The organism is Methanomassiliicoccales archaeon, from assembly GCA_038850735.1.
In the GTDB taxonomy this organism is placed as follows: Archaea; Thermoplasmatota; Thermoplasmata; order Methanomassiliicoccales; family JACIVX01; genus JACIVX01.
Map to the genome: position 1 here is coordinate 190,828 of JAWCLO010000001.1, position 19,917 is coordinate 210,744.

Consider the following 19,917-nt stretch of genomic DNA (forward strand, 5'->3'; position numbering starts at 1 on the left):
ACACGTATATCCCGCTAATCCACCGCAGACAGTACATTGCCCGAGGATACGCATGTCAATTTAATAGTTCATACAAAGGTAAATCTCTAACGGTCAGGGCAAGGCGGACGGCCTCTTCACAGAATTCCGAGCCAATTCAGCCCTTCTATAACACCATCTGCGTGGGGCTTTTCGCAAACGTAATCCGCAGCACGCTTTGCGGCCTCCGATGCATTTGACACTGCTATCCCGATACCACAATGCTCGAGCATTGAAACATCATTGTCGGAATCACCGATTGCAACCACGTCTTCAACACCAATCCCGATGAGCTCTGAAGCTTTCCTAACCCCGTTCATCTTGCTGTGTCCTGGCTCCATGATGTGAATTGCAAATCCCGTTGCCTCGAGCTTTACGTTCCATTCCATCAGTAAAGCTCTAATTTCTTCCAGATCCACGGTTCTTTTTAATGCTACCTCCGTTTCTCTCCATTTATCGGTAAATAGCCTTTCAACGGGGAGTTTTTTTCTCAAGTACTCATACGCTCTGAGAGGCTGTTCGATAGAATTGAGCTTATGAATCGTATCGCGAAAACTCACAATGCCACCGTTTTCCGCAATAATCGGGCCATTTACGCCTATAAAGATCGCGAGTCCATAAGCTACGGGAAGGACATTGCCACTTGCAATCATGACGACATATCCCTTTTCCTGAACAAACCGTAGCGCTTCTATACCCTGCGGCTGTATTCTTCTTTGAGAATCTGTCAATGTACCGTCGACGTCTACAACGATTGCCTTCATGGTTTTTCCCTCACTGAATATAATCCATCAGGGGATGAACCGCTCATTCAAAGGTCTGATTCTTGATCCCTTTTGAGTTCTTTTAGAGTCGTGACGCGCTCCGCAAATGCATTGTGTTTGTGAATTGATTCCTCGCTTTCACTTCTAACGGTCACTAGAACGTCATCGGGAAGGTGTCCGTACTTGGCAAGAATTCTTGCCAAAATCTCTCTTACAACATCCTCAACAAATTTTGGATTTCTGTGCGCGTTGAGAACGATTCTCGCTTCATCTGACCTTTTCAAGATCTCATAAGTGGGACTGCTGAAAGAACTTTCAACGATATCGATCAGATCGTTAGCTTCGATGTCTAACTCCTCTGGGACTTCAATCATGACAGTGGTAATATTCCTTTGGTTATGAGTAATAGTTGGCAGCATCGAGTCGCATGATTGTTGTGACTTCAAGAATTCTTCCTGTATTGTTTCCATTGCACATGGACATGCAGTCATGCCAGTAACCTTGACACCAATCATCTTTTTCACATTTCCGTCTCTTTGACATACTGCCCGGGCCATCAATTCATATGATTCCATCGTTTTTTTGCCGCTTGGCGCCTTTCTTTCGAGAAAATAATCTGCATAAACATGTACTTCAGAATATGTAGCGTATTCATGACGATCCAAAAGCGACCTACAAATCTGGCCGCTTAGCATCTCTATGCCGGTCACTGGTTCTCTCACACTCTGATCAACGATCTCCGATACAACTTCGAGATTTCTCGAGAGATGGGAGCCCTTCTGATTAGAAGGCAAGTCTACGAAAATATCAAATCTGCAAGTGAGCGTCAAGGTTTTATCTCCACGCCTTACAATCACCGGCTTCTTAACATTCGTAACACCAACTCTCGTCAATCTGAACCCGTTTGGAATGCGTGTATTCTGGCAATCTATTCTGGCGATACGATCACCGATCCTCGATAGGACCTTTAATTAAAAAAATAAGCCTTCAACCAAATATTTAGTAATTCCTGAAGAAAATTGTTTAATTGTTGATATCTTGAATACATTTGGTATAAAGATAACTAACTTTTTGAAAAAAAAGACTGCAAAAATTCTGATAGACGAGATAGATATATCGACTCATATCCCTGCGAGTAGGTTTTGACGACATGTTGTTCGGTATTAGCCATGAAAGAATAGTTCGAGATTCGTGCCACTTGTGGTGGCATTTCAAAAGACCTACGCGGACAACTCCCCTTTAATTCAAGCAAATGATGATACGAGTGTTTTGACAAGGGGCAGAATGATTCGGAAACTATTTGAGCGATGTCAAAAGAGCAGAAATGATAAGACCTCTCTCGATTATAGCATACAAATTGAAGGGCAATATACTCGACATCAACTTATAACCCCTTGCTGATGATCGGTAGAAATGCTTTGCGGAATTGATGAGGCGGGAAGGGGACCCATCATTGGACCGATGGTGATTGCTGCGGTCTGTGTAGATAACGATTTGCAGCTAGTTCGATTGAATGTCAACGATTCAAAGAAGCTATCTCCTTCCAGAAGACTGAAACTTGCTGAAGCAATTCGACAAATTTCGATTGTACGAATCATAATTGTTAATGAGGATGAGATCGACAGCGCAGTGGAAAGACACCAGCTGAATGGCCTAGAAGCGGCTAAATTTTCTGAATTAATCAATGAACTGCGACCGAGAAACGCGTTCATTGATGCGGCCGACGCCAATCCGGAGCGCTTCAAACACCTGATCTGCAATAATCTGGCGTGCAATACGAATCTCATTTGTGAGCACAAGGCAGATGAAAGATACCCAGTTGTCTCCGCGGCATCAATAATTGCCAAAGCTAAGCGTGATGAACTAGTGAAGACTATTGAAATGGAAATAGGGGAGCCAATAGGTAGCGGCTATGCCTCTGATCCTGCCACAAGAACATTTTTAATGAAGTGGGTTCAGGAAAAAAAAGAACTCCCACCCCATGTTAGACGCTCTTGGATCACCTCCAAAAACATATTATTTCAGTTAAGAAATTCGAAAATCGATATGTGGGCTGATAAACCATGACTCTTAGAGAACTTTTGAACGAGACCGTATCTAAATTTAATAAAAAAATTCTTGAAGACGAAAAACTACGTCAGGAACTTGTTGGTATCAAAAAGCGTGTGCTGATAGATCTTGGAGAAGAAAAATATAATTTCATGCTCGAAAACTGCATGATATCTCAAGTTATTGAGGGTGAAATTCCTGAACCTGATATCACAGTTATTTCTGATCCGGTAACTTTTGAGGGCGTATTGACTCGGAAAATAAAACCGATGAAAGCTTGGGCGCTGAGAAAGATCGTTTTCAAAGGATCGATTGAAGATTTGATGCATCTCAGAAGTCTCCTTCAATTTAATTGATCTTTTTTGATTATACAAAACTTTTATTTAAGAGACTAATGTTAAGAGTCTCACCAAAAGCGGGGTGGGGTAGCCAGGACATCCCGTCGGGCTCATAACCCGGAGATCGGTCGTTCAAATCGACCCCCCGCTACTTCTCATTGAAGAAGATGGATCAAAATTATGGTTTTGTATAGCATTGGTTAAAAGAAGAATTTAATGGATTACGAAGATCAAAACGAAAATATTCCGTGAAGTGCATACAATAACAATTGGGGACGATTTGATGGGAGGATTTGTCGGCGCAATCGATCAAGGGACTACTGGAACGAGGTTTGCACTTTTCGATCACGCAGGCAATCTGATTGCCTCTTCTTATGAAGAACATACACAGATATTTCCAAAACCAGGTTGGGTTGAACACAACCCTGTTGAAATCTGGCAAAAGACAAAAAAAGTCATGCGAGATGTTTTTCAGAATACTGGCATCAGCATAAAAGAACTCGATGCGATTGGGATCACCAATCAGCGTGAAACAACTGTTATATGGGATCGCAAAACGGGCTTGCCGTTGTACAACGCGATTGTATGGCAATGTCGCCGAACCTCGGAGATGTGTGATGAGCTCATAAAGAACGGCTATCTCGAAATGATAAGAGAAAGAACTGGTCTCGTCGTTGATTCTTATTTTTCTGCGACGAAAATAAGGTGGTTAATGGATAATGTGAATAGCATCGCTGAGAAAGCAAAAAAAGGTGATGTCCTTTTTGGAAATGTCGATACTTGGTTGATATGGAATTTGACTAAAAATCACATAACTGATTACTCTAACGCATCTCGAACTATGCTTTTTAACATTTCAAAATGCAGGTGGGATGAAGAGATTCTGGAAATACTCAAAATACCTGAGGAAATCCTTCCTGAGGTTCGGCCCTCAAGTGATCCCCAAACGTATGGCACGACGACTCCTTCTGAATTCATGGGTGCGAGCATACCGATATCTGGGGATCTTGGTGACCAACAAGCAGCCCTTTTCGGACAGGCGTGTTTTGAACCTGGGGAAACCAAGAATACCTATGGAACCGGATGTTTCATGCTTATGAACACAGGTCCATCGATCACGAGATCAAGAAGTGGACTTCTAACTACGATTGCTTATAAAATCGGAAACGACCCTGTTAAATACGCACTGGAAGGGTCCATATTCATTGCTGGGGCTGCGATCCAGTGGCTGAGAGACGGTTTGAAAATCATAGAAAAAGCATCCGACACTGAAAAACTGGCAAAATGTGTGGAGGACTCGGGTGGCGTTTATTTCGTGCCAGCATTCGTGGGACTTGGAGCTCCACACTGGGATCCATATGCGAGGGGGTTGATCATAGGCATTACAGGCGGTACAAGGAGGGAGCATATTGTCCGAGCGACACTTGAAGCAATTTGTTATCAGACGAAGGAAGTGCTCGATACTATGAACAAGGAATCCGGTATCCCATTAAAAGCGCTGAAGGTCGATGGTGGAGCAGTGAAGAATAACTTCCTGTGTCAGCTTCAAGCGAACATACTCGGCGTTCAAGTGTTGAGGCCGATTGTCCAGGAAACAACGGCGTTGGGAGCGGCTTATGCCGCAGGTCTTGCAGTTGGATTCTGGAAAGACATAGACGAACTTAGGAATAATTGGATAATTGATAGGACATTCGTTCCGATGGTCAATGAGGCCGATAGGGAAAAAGGATATGCCTGTTGGAAGCAAGCCGTTGATAGATCCAAGAGATGGATGGTTCCAGAATCATTCTGAGGCTGTGAGATGTTTAAAACTGAAGTACTGGTAATAGGCGGAGGAGCTACAGGAGCCGGGATTGCCAGAGATCTTGCGCTTCGCGGTGCTGAAGTCACTCTGATTGAAGGGTCTGATTTTGCGTTCGGGGCCTCGGGACGTTGTCATGGCATGTTGCACAGCGGAGCTCGTTATGCCGTAACTGATCCTATATCAGCTTCTGAATGTGCAATAGAGAATAAAATTCTGAAAAGAATAGCAGACTTCTGCATAGAAGACACTGGCGGTTTTTTTATAGGCTTACCGAACGATGACGAATGCTATCCAGATCTTTTTATGTCAGCATGCAGAAAAGCGGGGGTAGATGCAATAGAGATTTCGGTTAATGAAGCTTTCAAAGAGGAACCACTACTTTCTGAGAATATCGTTGCTTCAATTGATGTTCCTGACGCGTCTATCGATCCATTTATGCTAGTACTCGGAAATATTGAGTCGGCCAGAAGCGCTGGAAGTACTGCTCTTAATTATCACCTTGTCAGGAAGTTTGACGTACGAGAAAGTAGAATAGAGAAAGTTTATGTTGAAAATTTGAGAAATGGTAGCATCGATGAGTATAGACCTGAAATTGTTATAAATGCAACTGGTGCGTGGGCCAATCACATCGCCGCTCTAGCTGGAGTCAGCATCGATCTTACGATGGACAAGGGTTCGATGGTCGTTCTCGGAAGAAGATTTACACATAGGTTGATAAACAGATTAAGAAAACCGTCAAATGGGGATATAGTAGTTCCGAATTACTCTTCATCGATAATAGGTACAACCTCAATTACAGTATCGTCACCGACATCAACGTCAGTATCGGAACAAGAAGTCGATCTACTTATGCGCGAAGCTGCAATGATGATGCCCCCGATAAATGCATCCAGGGCTATACGTGCTTACGCAGGAATCAGACCGCTAGTTAGCAGAAAAGGGGGAGATTCAAGAGAGATAAGTAGAACTTTTCAGTTAATTGATCATTCAGAAAAGGGCATCGAAAATCTCATTAGCGTAATAGGAGGAAAACTAACAACGTATAGACTTATGGCCGAGAAGGTGTCAGACATCGTGTGTTCTAGACTTGGGATTTCTGCTTCTTGTCGGACTTCATTAGAGCCTCTTTCCATTCCATATGGAGAAATGCACAACAAGATGATCGGCAGAGGTTCGCCGACAGTTGAAATCCAAACTCATGAAAATAATGGGGAATTGAGACGCGACGAAGTCGTATGTTCCTGTGAGAAAATTAAGAGGCAGGAAGTGGAATTTTGGGCTTCGCATCCCGACGTCAGGGGGTTATCGGATGTCATGCGACGGACAAGAGCGGGAATGGGCTACTGTCAGTCAGGGCTCTGCGTCTTCAATCTCTTGACCATGCTTATAGAGTACAGCGACACTGACCCACTATATTTGCTCACAGAGTATTTGAAGGAACGAGAAAAAGGGATCAAACCTGTTTTGCTTAAGGGGCAGATTGTCGAGGAGATTTTCAAAGAATGCCTGCTGAATGGTGTTTATCATATCTCTGATCTTGCAGAGGCGCTTCGGAATGAAGAAAATGCTGAAGGCAGAAACTGATGTTTTGGTGATCGGAAGCGGCGCCGCCGGATTGCTTGCTGGTACCATACTATCCAATTTAGGCAATAATGTCATTATTGCTGGCACTGGCGCAACGATGACTTCCATTTCAACGGGCAATATTATTTTTCTGAACGATATTTGTGCGATTTCGAATGATAAGAAGCCGCTGAGAATTAAGGATTATCTGAAATTTGAGCTACCGGGGGTTTTTGACAGAGTAGATTTGGATAAAATCAGACCAGAGATTTGCAGAATGCTATCGTTCCTTGTCCCGAGATTAGATGGTGCCGGTTTAGCAATGATGGGGGACTTGCAGAAGAAATATCTTATTCCATCGAACACTGGCTTTACATATTCATGCGAATTGGCGCAGTATTTTGCCTCGCAGGGAAATCTCGAAGATATCTCACACGGGTCCGTTGCCCTATTAGGACTCGTCGGCTATTCAGATTTTGATCCTGACTTAGCATCAAGAATACTCATGAGGACCAGCGGTTTGAGCACAAAAGCTTTTTGGACACAGATGCAAGACATAGGAAGAAGGGGAGAGATGCACGCTACGGAAATTGCTTTTCTTTCCCGTAATACAGGATTTCAAGAATCGATTGCAGAAGCGATAAAGGATATAGATTGCGACACCGTAGGCATACCGCCGATCTATCCTCTGCAAGATTATCACAAAAAGATGGAGCTTTTGCAAAAAGAGACAGGAAGAAGGATATTCGAAGTCGTCACTCCTCTATCGTTGCCAGGTTTGCGGCTCCAAGAAGCAATGGAATCTATCGCTAGAAATGAAGGAGTTAAATTATGTCCTGGTCTTATAGCAACGAGACTGAAGACTTTTGGAAATAGGGCTGAATCAATCGTACTAAAGGGGAAATACATAGAAACTGAAGTGAAATTTCGATGTCTCATTGCAAGCACTGGCGGAATGTTTGGGAGGGCGATAACAAACAGCGATAATGGCATGAGAGATATTCTTAATGCATTCGAGATTTCCAATATTGACGGTCTGGATGATGCCGTTGCACAAAGCAGATATAGAGAATCCATTCAGATCATTAGCAGAATGGGGTTGCGCTGTGATAATATGCTAAGAATTTTCCTAAGAGGTGGTAAAGTTGCTGAAAATGTTTTTGGCGCAGGTTCATGTCTTGAGGGGCTTTCTTTCGCATCTGGCTATGGTCTCGGTACCGCATTCTTTACAGCCTGGCTATCGGCGATGAATGCGATGGAGGTGTTATAGATCATGTTTTTCCAATCGAATATCGGCAACTGCATAAAATGCAACGCATGCACAATGGCATGTCCTGTTGTTTCGATTGAGGGGATATCTGTTTTTTCAGGACCTCGAAATCTCTGTGTTGACACAGCAAGGTATGGTAACGCAGCAGCTATTCTCCCTTCGGATGTATACCGGTGCACAACATGTTGGAAATGCGAGGAATTATGCCCTCAATCCCTTCCTTTGGCTGAAACTATCTTGGAATTGCGTAAATCTATTTTTGATTTCAACGTTCTCTCAGATGGACATAAAAAGATCATTGAAAATATCGATAAATACGGAAGATCCATCGTTCCAATAACCCAGGAAAGAAAGAAATACAAAGTGAAAAAAGCACCGCTTCTGTATTTCCCTGGATGCATAAGCGAGATGCGAATTACCTCAATCTTCGATTCAACAATAAGACTTCTTGAAAGGAGCGGTGTCAAATTTGGAATTCCAGATGAATGGGTATGTTGTGGTGCTCCACTAGAAAAACTTGGAGACTCAGAAAGGCTCGAATTCCTGAGAGATCGGAACCTAGACTATTTCGACGGCTTCGAAGATATTGTAACCTCATGTCCAGGATGCGCAACACATTTTCTGAAATACTATGATAAGGATCCGCTTCATACCATCGAAATTGTGTGGGAGATGATGAGAAAAAGAAAATTGGTGTTTAAGTCTCGCAAAAAAGGTCTGCGGGTGGCGCTACATCATCCATGTCACCTCAATCGCACGATAGGTCCGCAAATAATTGATCAGGCGTATGACATTCTCCAATGTGTAGAGGGTATAGAAATAATCGATCTGGACAAACCAGACGCCTGTTGCGGTGGCGGGGGTGCCGTGGTTGCTGGCTTTCCAGAATTAGCCCTAAAGCTCGCTACCGAAAAGATGCTAGATGCTCTTCACCACGATGTAGGCCTTCTACTTGCACCATGCCCCTTTTGCGTGCTGAATTTGCGAAGGCCAGGCATAGGAAAAGTAGAAGATTTCGCCACTTTTATAGAGAGGAATTTGGCATGTAAAAAAGAAGGAGACAAGAAGAAATAAGCATAAAATAGAAAATCATCAGCTCCTCTATAATGAGAAGGTATAAACATGAATGAGAAACCTCTGTGTTTTTCCTGCCTCTTCCTTGAGGAGAGGCCAGAAGTAGGGGTGAACAATAGACTTATATATTGTAGAAAGAAAGATAAAATCTTAAGACCAAAATCGAGCTGTGAGTTCTACATTTTAGCTACCGAAGAAAATCGAAATGAGTTACAAAGCCAGCTGTACGGAGTTTTCTTCGAGGATGAATTCGAAGGAGAATAATATTTCATTGCCCCCATTCGAGAAGTGTGATTCTCGATACATCTTGAAGTTGTTTGATTTCAAAAGGTATCCACTGCGATGATGTGAGCTGTCCTCGCATATGCCTAATCCTCATCTTTCTGTTCAAATGTTCGTCAAATTTCAATTCAATTACACCATCGGCCATAGCCATTAGATGATTAACTGTCCTGTCATCATGGACTCCATCATGAACGGTGAAAACAGCCATTCCGACTTCAGATCGTATCCTTGATGATGATATCTGGAAGAACTTCAAAACAACATTTGCCTGATTGTAAAGGAATAACGTAGATAACGAGTGGACAAATACTTTCAGAGATGTACCTACCTGTTCTGATATTCCCAGAAGGTTGAACATAATCCCTTCAATATCAGAAACTCTCCGAATAGCCACGTCGTCACATTTAGAGCGAATATCTGCTCCACCAAGGAGACTCGAATGATAATCGACGATGAAGAGATTTGTCCCCAATACGTCATGCGGATCGACGCCAAAGGATTCTAGAAGACTCAACAAGTCGCTTGGAAGACAGTCGATTGTCACGAACACCACTTTTTCCCCTTTTTCAAGATATTTCTGAGCTAGCCCTACATTGAATTCCAGAAGTCCGATGCCTGGACTCCCTATCATAAGGATTGACGAGTTCTTGGGGAGCTCAAATCGCGCCATAGCAACCTCACTCACACAATTGGAACTAGGGAAATTGGACTGCCTTCCGTCTTTTCCTCGAATTCCAAGCCATAGCATGCTGTAAAAGGTTTCTCACCATATACAACAACTGTTCCCCTGATTGTATCGATTCTGATATGTACCGTTGCTAAATCTGCTATGCGTCTCAGAGATGAAGCTGAGGAGGGTGCCATGCCAACGAAGATGGCATTATTCTTTCTCACTGCGGTGAGATGATCAGTCAGCTGATCAACCACTTTGTCCCCGTAAATTGATTCAAGTGTGTCAAATCCCATTAGAGACAATAAAGGCATAGATGATGTTTGGAGTGCATAGGTGAGATTTTGCCAGCTAAGATCATGCGCTGCAGATTCACCTTCGATGGGAAGTAGGTATTTCTGGAGAGTGTTTATATGAGTGGCTTTTTCTGGAATCCTTACGTGTTCATCAAATTCCACTTCACCAACGGAAGTGGATAATCGATTCCTCAGAGTTTCAGCGCTCGCCTTCCGCATTGGCATCCAAATCACCCCCCTACCTTGTGAAACGAAGTTAAATACCAGAGCTTTTTCAATTGCCAAACTCACGCTCGTCGGAATTCCGTATCCAAACTCAATAAGCACGATTGACCCTTTTTCAACTCCACCTCCAAGCAACCGATCCATGTCTCCTATGCCGAAAGATATGAGCCCATTCGAATCTTTAATCGATTTCCACTTGATCCGTTCTGAAAGGTCAAAATAATACGCTGTGCCGAAAGTCCTTACTCGACCTCCTGAAAGGGAAAATAGGCAGTGTGTATGCTCTATCTCAAATCCCCTCAATTTCTTTATCTCGATCTCCCTGATTCTCCTCATTCGGTAATCTAACAATTTTAATAACACAACACCGTCTGCGAGGTAATCCAATTGAGTGTCAGCGCTTTCTAGCACGAACAGGACACTCACGCCACGGCATTCCACAAAATCTGATTGAATTGTTGTAATCAAATCAGCACAAGTTTTCCCGTACCTTTGTGCAAGTGCATCAATGCTATCGATGATAATGAGGACTTTTTCCTTTTCATACCTATTAATTATGTCACGGAGAATTTCCACTTCCTCGAGATCATTACCAATCTTCAGAACAACATGCTTCTTTGAAATCTCGGAAATACCGGCAGATTCAAGAGTCACTCTATCGGACCCGTTTTCGTCACTTGTCGTCTTTCCATGTCCTTCTTTTGCATGATGCGCTGCATAGAGCGCTATGCTACCCTCAAGTATTTTCTCTTTAAGCCATGGAAATTGAGATATCAAAGAAGCATCGGAAACTCGAGTGGAAAGATAGAAGCATTTTTCCTCTGCTCTCAATTCTTCTACTAATTGAAGAGCAAGTGTAGTTTTGCCTGTGCCAGCATTCCCTCGCAGTATCATTGATCGACCGCCTTTCTCTGCTAAAAAGGCGAGTATTTCTGAAGGAAGTCTGGAATTTCTTTTCAAGATTCCATCAGACGCAAATGCCGACTTGGCGGCGCTGTTCATTAGTTCTTTATCCGATTGATACCAAATAAAATTTGTTCAGATATTTTCATTTGCGATAGCAAGAAACAAAATGACTTAATGCTATGGATAACTATCAATGCAAAAAAAGTATAAAGAAGGAGAATTTGAATCAAACCTGCAGGAGGATGCATTCATGAAAGCCGTTGTCTTAGCAGCTGGGGAGGGGACAAGACTCCGCCCATTTACAAACTCACGTCCGAAACCTATGCTGCCAGTTGGGAATAAACCTATTATGGAATACATTATTGAATCACTTGCTTCAAATGGCATTAAGGACATTATTGTCGTAGTTGGATATAAAAAAGAAAAAATCATGTCTTATTTCCAGGATGGGATGAAATTTGGTGTAGACATTCATTACGTTCATCAGGAGAAGCAAATAGGCACATCACATGCACTACTTTGCGCGAAAGAATTGCTCGATGATGATTTTATCGTTCTGGCTGGGGACAATATTATCGATGCTAACAGCATCGGAGATCTGCTCAAATATCACAAAATCCCATCAGTACTTGTTACTGAAAGCGATAATCCATCAAAATACGGAGTTGTTGAGATCCACAACGGTAAAATAACAGGTCTAATCGAAAAGCCCGCAGTTGCGCCTGGAAATTTGATAAGCACTGGCATATATCTATTCAGTCCTGATATTCTGAAAAGGATTGAGAGAGAAATGAATGACGGTGCCCTTGGCATTTCAAATGCAATGCAGAAGATGCTCAATGAAATTGAGATTTTTGCAGTAAAGACTCATGGAAAATGGGCAGATGTTGTTTATCCATGGCAAATAATTGAGGTTAATTCGGCAATTCTCAAATTCAAAGGACAGACAACGTCAGGGACGATTGAAGATCATGTCGTTATAAAGGGGCCAGTAGTTGTAGGCGCAGGCACAACAATTAGATCCGGAACCTATATTAACGGACCGGTTTTAATTGGAGAGGGTTGCGAAATTGGTCCAAATGCAACTATTTTACCAGCATCGAGTATTGGCAAAAACGTACAGATTGGATCTTACACCCTCATCAGCAATTCGGTCATAATGGATAATGTGTTCATTGATTCTCATTCTCATATATCGAATTCAGTCATCGATGAGGGGACAAAAGCATCACCAAGTCTCATGTGCATATCTGGTAAGTCCTTCGTCAGAATTGGCGAGGAGTTTCATAAATTAGACAATGTAGGTGCCCTGATAGGTCAAAACGCAATCATCGGATCTCATGTCTCAATAGCGCCGGGAATAGTCGTAGGTGCTGGCGTCACCATCAAAGACGGAGTGAGAGTTACTGAGAATCTTGAAAACGGCTGCGTAGTGGTCTGAATGTGCGGCATTGTAGGGTATACAGGTTCCAGGGAGGCATCTGGAATTCTGATTGATGCCTTGAAGAGACTTGAGTATCGAGGATACGATTCAGCGGGTATTGCGGTCACCGGGGGTAAAATCCAGATTGCTAAAGACAAAGGCGAAATATCTCGTCTGGAAAAGACGTTGCCGAAGCTCAGTGGCAAGGTAGGTATAGGCCACACAAGATGGGCTACATGCGGCAAACCATCGCAAAACAACGCCCACCCCTTTCTTGATTGCTCAGGCAGATTCGCATTAGTACACAACGGTATAATTGAGAATCACAGAGAGCTGCGCAAACAACTCGAAGCTGATGGACATGTATTCACATCCGAAACAGATACAGAAGTGCTTGTCCACCTCGTCGAACGTTTTTCCGAGAACGGAGCTGACGATGGGTTGCGAAAGGCGCTTAGATACGTCAAGGGTACCTATGCCATTGCGTTAATTGAAAGAGGATCCGATAGAATTGTTGCTGCGCGCAAAGAAAACCCACTAATAATCGGATTGGGCGTGGGGGAGAACTTTGTCGCATCTGATGTCACGGCGATACTCAATCATACAAATAAAGTCATCTACATGATGGATGGAGAACTAGCGATAGTAACGCCCAACAAGGTTGAGTTGTATGACGAAACTGGTACTGGAATCACAAGAAAACCCGAGTTTGTAAATTGGAATGTCGAAGATGCTGAACGAGGCGGATTTGAGCATTTCATGCTCAAGGAGATTTTTGAACAACCATCCTCAATTCACAATTCCCTGCTCGGTATTCTGGACAACATAGAGGAAGAGGAGTTTCTCCAGAATGTCGATTTCAATTCGATAAAGATAATCGCCTGTGGGTCCTCCTATTACGCTGGGATGACGGGAAAATATATCATTGAAGCTCTTTCTGAAATTCCAGTTACATTAGAGTTAGCATCGGAATACAGATATTCCTGTGGAACTTACGAGAAGCCGCTTGTAATCCTCGTCAGCCAAAGCGGTGAGACCGCAGATACGCTCGCAGCAGCGAGGGAAGCTAAGAAAAGAGGATGCCGCACGGTCGCGGTAACGAATGTCGTAGGCAGTACAATCACAAGGGAGGTAGACGAGGTTTTCTATACAAGAGCAGGGCCAGAGATAGGAGTGGCTGCCACAAAGTCGTTTGTTACGCAACTTGTCTCACTATATCTAATTGGAATACGTATTGGGTTACTGCAAGGGAAGCTATCTTACGAGAAGCTTCGATCATTGAAGGAAGAATTGAGATCCATGCCAAAACATGTCAATATGGTTTTGGATAAGAAGAGTGAAATAGAACAAAATGCAGAATTACTCGTTGACGCTCAAAGTGTTTTCTACATCGGAAGGAACATCAACTATCCAATTATGCTAGAGGGCGCCCTGAAATTGAAAGAGATCTCTTACATTCACGCAGAGGGTTATGCAGCAGGTGAATTGAAACATGGTCCGCTCGCCCTTCTCGATAGGAAAACGCCTGTTGTCGCTTCTTGCGTTAGAGATCATACTTTTGAGAAGATGATTTCAAACATCTCCGAAGTAGCAGCAAGGGATAGCCCTGTGCTCGCCATCGGATTTACTGATGATCGCGATGTTATGGCGGTTGTGGATCGATTTATCGGAATACCAAGGGTCGATCCGCTCTTCACGCCAATTCCGATCACAGTTGTGCTACAACTTCTTGCATATTATACAGCGAAGAAAAAAGGATGCTCAATTGATAAGCCTCGGAATCTTGCCAAAAGCGTGACCGTTGAATGATCAGGCAAGTTTTTCGGGACAAATTGTTCTTCTCGAGCAAGAAAGGCACTTATTTATTCTTCTGTGATTTCTGTGCGCAATACCCTCATTTATTATTTTTTTCATCTCATCAAGCTTCTCGATAACTAGATTCTTCAATAATTCGTCATAATCGATTTCAAATTCTGCGTCATTGTATCTCAGGAGACCCCGCGTAACCTTTGCGCCAGTTTCCTCCAAAAGGAGGCAGTAGGCTCCGATTTTGATGATGTGAGAAAAAAGCGGACCGCGCGGTGTGCGACCTGTCTTGACCTCGACGGGCACAGATTCGCCGTCAACTTCAATTACATAATTCGGTTTTCCGGAAAGACCGTACCTTTCGGATCTGAAAGATTTGGTGTTCTCGGTACCAACAAAGAGTATTTTTCCATGAATCTGCTGCTTATTTCGCTTTGAAGATGCAATATTGATAGACTTTAGATAGATGTAAAGAGCTACACTCGCGGCAATGAGCCAAACAAGCGCTAACACCTCATAAATCAAGGCAATTCTAGGCTCTATGCCTAGTATCGTCACAGCATTTATGACGATAATCATTGCGATGATAGCCGCCAAAACCGTAAGCTGTTGATACTTGAGCTTGATGTTCTCTTCAGCAGCAAACGCCGAACGGTAGAACGAGACTATGCCCATAATAATCCATGGTATAGATAGAAGACCGAGTATCCCCCTCCATTCCTCCGCGTTTTGCAGCGGTCGAAATAGAGCACCACTTATGGCTAATATCGTTGCTGTTACAGCAAACCAAGCAACTACCCTCTCCCAGACGCTTGCTTTTGACTCGTGCTCAACTATTTTACTGACTTCCTCAGTTAAAATCTCATGCTCTTTTTGACCTTCTTCTAAGATGGGCACTGGGATATCAGTACCCCGGCTAAGCCACCAGCTCAGCGGACAATATGCGAATTTTTCAAGCTCGCTGGCGGATATAAAGGTCATGTTGCATATATTGGCACGTGTATTCTAAATGCTATGCATGGTTGCCGTTTCATAAAGAATCTGCACTTGCTATTTCGGTTCATGATTCAAACTTACTATTGAAGAGTCGCTAATTACGATTCCATCAGGGCATCTTATGTCCTCGAGGTATCCAAACCAGTAAACGACTAGGCCGTCACCAAAAAGCTCCGTATACGCACTAAGTTGTCTGCGAATATTCTTCTTGACTTCGATCAAATCCCCAAAACTTGCTTTGGATTCAATCCAGTTAATTTTCCACCCATTTAACCTAATCGGCCTTTGGAGGAGACAATCTGGCGTTTTTGGAAATTCTCCCCTAAGATCTCTTTCTGTCTTATATTCAAGCCCTTGAGCATCAAGCCATTGTTTCAATTGGTTTTCTCCCCATTCCCCTCGCTTATACTGAATTTCAGTAGCCCATGGGGAATAAACGACGTCAGCGCGAATTACGTCCATTATCTCATTCATAAGCCTTGAATCCTTAATCAATTCGGGCTGCTTTACCATATTCCAATACTGCTTCTTTGAAAGTCCGTTGGCCTGAAAAATAATGAGCCCCGTTAATATAGGTGAGAATCGCCATTTCCTTGCGATCGAGAGAATGCTTTTCCCTTTTTTCCAGGATTCAAGCAATATATCAGCATTGCGCTTTACGAGATAGAAACGCTTGGTAGTTTCCCTCACGGTTTTTTGGGTGAAAATCACAGTTAATAGTTCCTCATTCAATTTTTTCTCGTTTGCAACCTTTCTAATATCCTCAGGAAAATTCAGTGAGTCATAAATTTCCCTGTATTCACTTAACTTCATCTTTTCACACTTTATAAATTTACACTGTTCATCGTCGTAGTGAGCTATTTCATATTTAAATTTGTCTATTCAGGGGATGTCATCTCCGCAATCTGGATGAGTACATTAAGATGAAAATCAAACAACTCACTAATTTGATACTTTGAAATGTGAGAACTATGTAGCTCCGCCAGAAGTTATGAAAGTTACCAAAAACTCTGTTGTATAGTAGCCACATGCAATATGATTAAATATGCATCATGCTGATTCATTCAAGGTAACTCGATGCGATTGAAAATGCAAGATGGTGATTACAATGAATAGCTCGTTTCTTGCAAGTAGTCGTGGTCCTCCATGGCTCCCAGCAGCTGCCGTAGATGCTAGACGCCTCGCATACTGGGGTCAAATTTTCTTTTTCGTTGTGATGATCGTAGCGGCCGTTTTCGGAATTATATCATTATTTTTGCTTATTCTGGATCAGACAGGCGGAGGAGGAACGATATATCTTCTCATAACGGCGCTCGTGGATTTCATAATTCTCTACATAATGAAACCCACACTTTTTGATCACCTCGATCAGGGCAGATTTAGCGAAGCAAGCGATCATATGCTGATATATGGAGTACTTGGGCTGATATTTGGAGTAATTCCAGGCATCCTTCTCATAATCGGATTTGCAAGATTGCAGGAAGTATTTCAGCCACAGTATCAGCCCTATCCGCCAAGCCAAGTTCAGACAACGCTCGAGGGCGAATCCGTTAAAACTCCACCGCCACCGGTGCAACCTCAACAGCAAGAAGTTCAACAGCCTGTTGCCCAGCAACCAAAAACAAAGCATCCAGAAATGGTGAAGTGCAAGAAGTGCGGAGTACAATATCCAGCATTCATGAGAACATGTCCGAACTGCGGTGAGGAGCGATAGATGGTCTTATAGACACTCTTTATTATTTTTTGATCTAAGTTTCCGAGATTCATAAAGAGTTTTTCCTTCATACAATATTTTAACGACTCTGTGATACGGTATTGCAATATTACCTACTTTGAAATAATACCTATCTAATTCTCTTATCTCCGCACCTGAAATGATTCGTGTGTTGTCTGGTGCCCCGCGGTGCAAAATATGAACCTCAGCTTTTGCAAGGTCGTAACCTGGCCGCCACTTAAGTTCGTTTAATATTTCTTTGGGGAACATCTGTTTTATTAGTCTCAAGCCGATAGAAAAATATTTTTGATTGCATGAAAAAATGAGATTTGATGCGTCTGCATATAATAGAAGGACAACTTGTCGATGTTGCGAGCGAAGAGATAATCCCCGCGCGTGTCATAGTTCAGGGAGAGAAGATCGTCGGCATCGAAGAGTTATCAGAAGCACCAGATCGTTATATTCTCCCTGGTTTCATCGATGCACATATTCATATAGAGTCCTCCCTCCTGTGTCCTTCAAGATTTTCGGAAGCAGCTGTTCCCCATGGAACCACATGCATCATAACCGATCCACATGAAATTGCAAACGTTCTTGGGATGGAAGGGATAAGATACATGATTGATGATGCGAAAAGAACTCCGATGCGCATATATTTTACCGCTCCTTCCTGCGTTCCAGCTACCAAAATAGAGACTTCTGGAGCGATACTTACATGGAGAGAAATTTACGAATTGCTCATGCTAAATGAAGTTGTAGCTCTCGGCGAAGTTATGGATGTTCAATCCGTTCTCGAATATAAAGATGAAATTCTTAAAAAAATTGAAATAGCGAGGATTCTCGGAAAACCTATCGATGGACACGCACCCGGATTAACTGGCTTTGATCTTGATCAATATATTTCTGTTGGTATCTCAACCGACCATGAATGTTTGACTCTGGATGAAGCAACTGAAAAGTATCGCAAAGGAATGAAAATAATGATAAGAGAAGGTTCAACATCAAAGAATCTAAAGCAACTCGCACCTTTTGCTGATAAAAGAGAATTCTTTCTCGTATCGGACGATCTCGATGTGATTGATCTCGAAAAGGGTCATCTAGATCGTCTTCTTAAGAAAGCAGTTGAATGTGGTATTGACTCCATATCAGCAATTCAGGCCGTAACGATAAGGCCCTCAAAACATTACGGTCTTCCAATTGGACTCATCGAAGTGGGAAAACCTGCGGACATCGTCATTGTCAATAATCTTTGTGAATTCAATGTTTTGGAGGTTTACATAAACGGCATTTTATGTGCGCTGGGTAAAAGAAGACTTTTTGACCTGAACCCTCAGAAATTGAATTATAAAATGGTAGAACAACGTATATTTGAAAAGGATCTCGAGCTTCGTGTCGATCAGCGATCAGGTAAAGCGAAAGTAAGGGTGATTAAAGCCGTTCCAGATCAAGCCGTGAGTTTTTCGGATACAGCCGAGTTAAAAATAGTTGATGGAACTGTTCAACCTTCTATAGAAGACGATGTCCTGCTAGTTGCTGTCGTTTGTAGGTACAGGCAAAAGAAACCTGCAATTGGATTTATTCGAGGTTTTGGATTGAAAAGGGGGGCAATTGCCTCTACTGTGGCACACGATGCTCACAATATCATTGCTGTTGGTACTGAATTGAAATCGATGGCTTTTGCTATTGAGTATGTATCCAGGGTCGGAGGGTTTTTTGCAACAGATGGACATGAGTCAATTTGCGTAGAACTGCCCATCGCGGGACTCATGAGTAACGAGCGGTCTGATTCCCTAGGGAGGAAAATGATACGAATTCTTGAGTTCGTAAGGAGCCTTGGTTGCGATTTTGATGCACCCTTTATGACGCTATCATTTCAAAGTCTTGTAGTGTTGCCAGAGATCAAGATTTGTGATATGGGTCTTTTCGACTCAAGAAAATTCAGATTTGTCGATCCGATTATAGAATTAGAACAATAAACTTCGATGAAAAACTTTCAAAAAGATTTTTTGCATCTAATTAATACTCCCATCCCTAAAGTGATGAAAAAATGTCCGATCTCGAGAGATTCAAGACAAAGATCGTCACATGGGATGAAATTTCAAAATGGACATTAGATGTCGCCCGCCAGATTAAAGACTGCAATTACAATCCGACTGTCATCGTAGGTCTGACAAGAGGGGGGTGGATACCAGCAAGATTGTTGTGCGATTATCTCCACGTCAAAAAACTTTATGCTATTAAAACTGAGCACTGGGGGATAACTGCAAATCAAAGCGGAAAGGCCCTCCTCACGCAGGAGCTTAATGCTAGTATCGATGATGAGAATGTGCTTATCGTTGACGATATTACTGATACTGGCGAAAGTCTGAAGCTTGCAATAAAACACGTTGACGCACTGAATCCAAAAACGATTCAGACGGCTACTTTATTACACATTACCCGATCTCAGATAGAGCCGGACTATTACTCAGTCAAGGTTCCAGCGACGCAGTGGACTTGGTTCATATTTCCATGGAACCTGCATGAGGACATGAGGACCTTATTACCAAAGACTTTGAGTGACGGCAAAGCTGAGGATGAAATTCGAAAGGCATTCATGGACCAGTTCGAAATCGACGTCTCTGAAGAACTGGTGCGGGAAACACTCAAAGATTTAGAAGCCGAAGGAAAGGTCAAAAGGAAGGGAAGAATCTGGGTAAGAATCTCATAGGTTGAT

At 42.7% G+C, this 19,917-nt stretch carries 19 protein-coding genes and 1 tRNA gene; 13 read left to right on the forward strand and 7 right to left on the reverse strand.

All coding sequences use genetic code 11. The features are described from left to right. Positions 1-116 precede the first annotated feature (116 nt). The gene (locus QW087_00875; protein ID MEM2943282.1) at positions 117-782 is read right to left on the reverse strand and encodes a phosphoglycolate phosphatase; all 666 of its coding nucleotides are present in this window, start codon (positions 780-782) and stop codon (positions 117-119) included. Positions 783-829: 47 nt separating this feature from the next. Continuing rightward, positions 830-1,735, reverse strand: a complete 906-nt coding sequence (gene mptA / locus QW087_00880; GenBank protein MEM2943283.1) for a GTP cyclohydrolase MptA — start codon at positions 1,733-1,735, stop codon at positions 830-832. Between the two features lie 460 nt (positions 1,736-2,195). Between mptA and rnhB the strand changes: the two genes are divergently transcribed. The 8 genes from rnhB (at position 2,196) to QW087_00920 (ending at position 9,144) form a co-directional block, all read left to right on the forward strand. Beyond that, positions 2,196-2,849, forward strand: coding sequence for a ribonuclease HII (gene rnhB / locus QW087_00885; GenBank protein ID MEM2943284.1), 654 nt, complete (start codon positions 2,196-2,198; stop codon positions 2,847-2,849). Then, the gene (locus QW087_00890; protein ID MEM2943285.1) at positions 2,846-3,187 is read left to right on the forward strand and encodes an SCP2 sterol-binding domain-containing protein; all 342 of its coding nucleotides are present in this window, start codon (positions 2,846-2,848) and stop codon (positions 3,185-3,187) included. The genes rnhB and QW087_00890 overlap by 4 nt, the downstream gene beginning before the upstream one ends. A gap of 58 nt (positions 3,188-3,245) precedes the next feature. After that, positions 3,246-3,320, forward strand: a tRNA-Met gene (locus QW087_00895). Positions 3,321-3,452: 132 nt separating this feature from the next. Beyond that, positions 3,453-4,961: a glycerol kinase GlpK gene (gene glpK, locus QW087_00900; GenBank protein MEM2943286.1), complete on the forward strand. Its 1,509-nt coding sequence runs from the start codon at positions 3,453-3,455 to the stop codon at positions 4,959-4,961. Between the two features lie 9 nt (positions 4,962-4,970). Then, positions 4,971-6,557, forward strand: coding sequence for an anaerobic glycerol-3-phosphate dehydrogenase subunit A (glpA, locus tag QW087_00905; GenBank protein ID MEM2943287.1), 1,587 nt, complete (start codon positions 4,971-4,973; stop codon positions 6,555-6,557). Continuing rightward, positions 6,529-7,806 (forward strand): FAD-binding protein, encoded by a 1,278-nt coding sequence (locus QW087_00910; protein ID MEM2943288.1) that lies wholly within the window; start codon positions 6,529-6,531, stop codon positions 7,804-7,806. The genes glpA and QW087_00910 overlap by 29 nt, the downstream gene beginning before the upstream one ends. Positions 7,807-7,809: 3 nt before the next feature. Further along, positions 7,810-8,880 (forward strand): (Fe-S)-binding protein, encoded by a 1,071-nt coding sequence (locus tag QW087_00915; GenBank protein ID MEM2943289.1) that lies wholly within the window; start codon positions 7,810-7,812, stop codon positions 8,878-8,880. Between the two features lie 48 nt (positions 8,881-8,928). Continuing rightward, positions 8,929-9,144, forward strand: a complete 216-nt coding sequence (locus QW087_00920; protein ID MEM2943290.1) for a hypothetical protein — start codon at positions 8,929-8,931, stop codon at positions 9,142-9,144. Between the two features lie 4 nt (positions 9,145-9,148). Here the strand turns inward: QW087_00920 and QW087_00925 are convergent, their stop codons facing one another. Beyond that, the gene (locus QW087_00925; protein ID MEM2943291.1) at positions 9,149-9,835 is read right to left on the reverse strand and encodes an ATPase domain-containing protein; all 687 of its coding nucleotides are present in this window, start codon (positions 9,833-9,835) and stop codon (positions 9,149-9,151) included. An 11-nt stretch (positions 9,836-9,846) separates the two neighbouring features. Further along, positions 9,847-11,358 (reverse strand): gas vesicle protein GvpD P-loop domain-containing protein, encoded by a 1,512-nt coding sequence (gene gvpD, locus QW087_00930; GenBank protein MEM2943292.1) that lies wholly within the window; start codon positions 11,356-11,358, stop codon positions 9,847-9,849. Positions 11,359-11,512: 154 nt separating this feature from the next. Between gvpD and QW087_00935 the strand changes: the two genes are divergently transcribed. Both QW087_00935 and glmS read left to right on the forward strand, forming a co-directional pair. Next, on the forward strand, positions 11,513-12,703 hold the full coding sequence (locus tag QW087_00935) for a sugar phosphate nucleotidyltransferase (GenBank protein MEM2943293.1): 1,191 nt from the start codon (positions 11,513-11,515) through the stop codon (positions 12,701-12,703). Then, positions 12,704-14,494 carry a glutamine--fructose-6-phosphate transaminase (isomerizing) gene (gene glmS, locus QW087_00940; protein ID MEM2943294.1) on the forward strand — a complete coding sequence of 597 codons (1,791 nt, stop codon included), beginning with the start codon at positions 12,704-12,706 and terminating at the stop codon, positions 14,492-14,494. Here glmS and cas4 read toward each other — a convergent pair whose 3' ends face one another. Together cas4 and QW087_00950 are read right to left on the reverse strand one after the other, a co-directional pair. Beyond that, positions 14,495-15,472 carry a CRISPR-associated protein Cas4 gene (cas4, locus tag QW087_00945; protein MEM2943295.1) on the reverse strand — a complete coding sequence of 326 codons (978 nt, stop codon included), beginning with the start codon at positions 15,470-15,472 and terminating at the stop codon, positions 14,495-14,497. A gap of 69 nt (positions 15,473-15,541) precedes the next feature. After that, entirely contained in the window at positions 15,542-16,300 is a 759-nt protein-coding gene (locus tag QW087_00950; protein MEM2943296.1) for a C15orf41 family protein, read from the reverse strand. A gap of 295 nt (positions 16,301-16,595) precedes the next feature. On the opposite strand from QW087_00950, the gene QW087_00955 reads away from it, so the two are divergent. Continuing rightward, the gene (locus QW087_00955) at positions 16,596-17,201 is read left to right on the forward strand and encodes a hypothetical protein (GenBank protein MEM2943297.1); all 606 of its coding nucleotides are present in this window, start codon (positions 16,596-16,598) and stop codon (positions 17,199-17,201) included. 6 nt (positions 17,202-17,207) lie between these two features. Here QW087_00955 and QW087_00960 read toward each other — a convergent pair whose 3' ends face one another. Beyond that, positions 17,208-17,471, reverse strand: coding sequence for an RNA repair domain-containing protein (locus QW087_00960; GenBank protein MEM2943298.1), 264 nt, complete (start codon positions 17,469-17,471; stop codon positions 17,208-17,210). A 62-nt stretch (positions 17,472-17,533) separates the two neighbouring features. On the opposite strand from QW087_00960, the gene ade reads away from it, so the two are divergent. Next, positions 17,534-19,177: an adenine deaminase gene (gene ade / locus QW087_00965; GenBank protein MEM2943299.1), complete on the forward strand. Its 1,644-nt coding sequence runs from the start codon at positions 17,534-17,536 to the stop codon at positions 19,175-19,177. A gap of 71 nt (positions 19,178-19,248) precedes the next feature. Continuing rightward, the gene (locus QW087_00970; GenBank protein MEM2943300.1) at positions 19,249-19,911 is read left to right on the forward strand and encodes a phosphoribosyltransferase; all 663 of its coding nucleotides are present in this window, start codon (positions 19,249-19,251) and stop codon (positions 19,909-19,911) included. The last annotated feature ends 6 nt before the right edge of the window (positions 19,912-19,917 follow it).

What these genes read in the sequence shown, in the direction of transcription:
- QW087_00875 (MEM2943282.1), bottom strand. Translation starts at nt 782, where the DNA reads ATGAAGGCAATCGTTGTAGACGTCGACGGTACATTGACAGATTCTCAA.
- rnhB (MEM2943284.1), top strand. Translation starts at nt 2,196, where the DNA reads ATGCTTTGCGGAATTGATGAGGCGGGAAGGGGACCCATCATTGGACCG.
- QW087_00890 (MEM2943285.1), top strand. Translation starts at nt 2,846, where the DNA reads ATGACTCTTAGAGAACTTTTGAACGAGACCGTATCTAAATTTAATAAA.
- glpK (MEM2943286.1), top strand. Translation starts at nt 3,453, where the DNA reads ATGGGAGGATTTGTCGGCGCAATCGATCAAGGGACTACTGGAACGAGG.
- glpA (MEM2943287.1), top strand. Translation starts at nt 4,971, where the DNA reads ATGTTTAAAACTGAAGTACTGGTAATAGGCGGAGGAGCTACAGGAGCC.
- QW087_00910 (MEM2943288.1), top strand. Translation starts at nt 6,529, where the DNA reads ATGAAGAAAATGCTGAAGGCAGAAACTGATGTTTTGGTGATCGGAAGC.
- QW087_00915 (MEM2943289.1), top strand. Translation starts at nt 7,810, where the DNA reads ATGTTTTTCCAATCGAATATCGGCAACTGCATAAAATGCAACGCATGC.
- QW087_00920 (MEM2943290.1), top strand. Translation starts at nt 8,929, where the DNA reads ATGAATGAGAAACCTCTGTGTTTTTCCTGCCTCTTCCTTGAGGAGAGG.
- QW087_00925 (MEM2943291.1), bottom strand. Translation starts at nt 9,835, where the DNA reads ATGGCGCGATTTGAGCTCCCCAAGAACTCGTCAATCCTTATGATAGGG.
- gvpD (MEM2943292.1), bottom strand. Translation starts at nt 11,358, where the DNA reads ATGAACAGCGCCGCCAAGTCGGCATTTGCGTCTGATGGAATCTTGAAA.
- QW087_00935 (MEM2943293.1), top strand. Translation starts at nt 11,513, where the DNA reads ATGAAAGCCGTTGTCTTAGCAGCTGGGGAGGGGACAAGACTCCGCCCA.
- glmS (MEM2943294.1), top strand. Translation starts at nt 12,704, where the DNA reads ATGTGCGGCATTGTAGGGTATACAGGTTCCAGGGAGGCATCTGGAATT.
- cas4 (MEM2943295.1), bottom strand. Translation starts at nt 15,472, where the DNA reads ATGACCTTTATATCCGCCAGCGAGCTTGAAAAATTCGCATATTGTCCG.
- QW087_00950 (MEM2943296.1), bottom strand. Translation starts at nt 16,300, where the DNA reads ATGAAGTTAAGTGAATACAGGGAAATTTATGACTCACTGAATTTTCCT.
- QW087_00955 (MEM2943297.1), top strand. Translation starts at nt 16,596, where the DNA reads ATGAATAGCTCGTTTCTTGCAAGTAGTCGTGGTCCTCCATGGCTCCCA.
- QW087_00960 (MEM2943298.1), bottom strand. Translation starts at nt 17,471, where the DNA reads ATGTTCCCCAAAGAAATATTAAACGAACTTAAGTGGCGGCCAGGTTAC.
- ade (MEM2943299.1), top strand. Translation starts at nt 17,534, where the DNA reads ATGCGTCTGCATATAATAGAAGGACAACTTGTCGATGTTGCGAGCGAA.
- QW087_00970 (MEM2943300.1), top strand. Translation starts at nt 19,249, where the DNA reads ATGTCCGATCTCGAGAGATTCAAGACAAAGATCGTCACATGGGATGAA.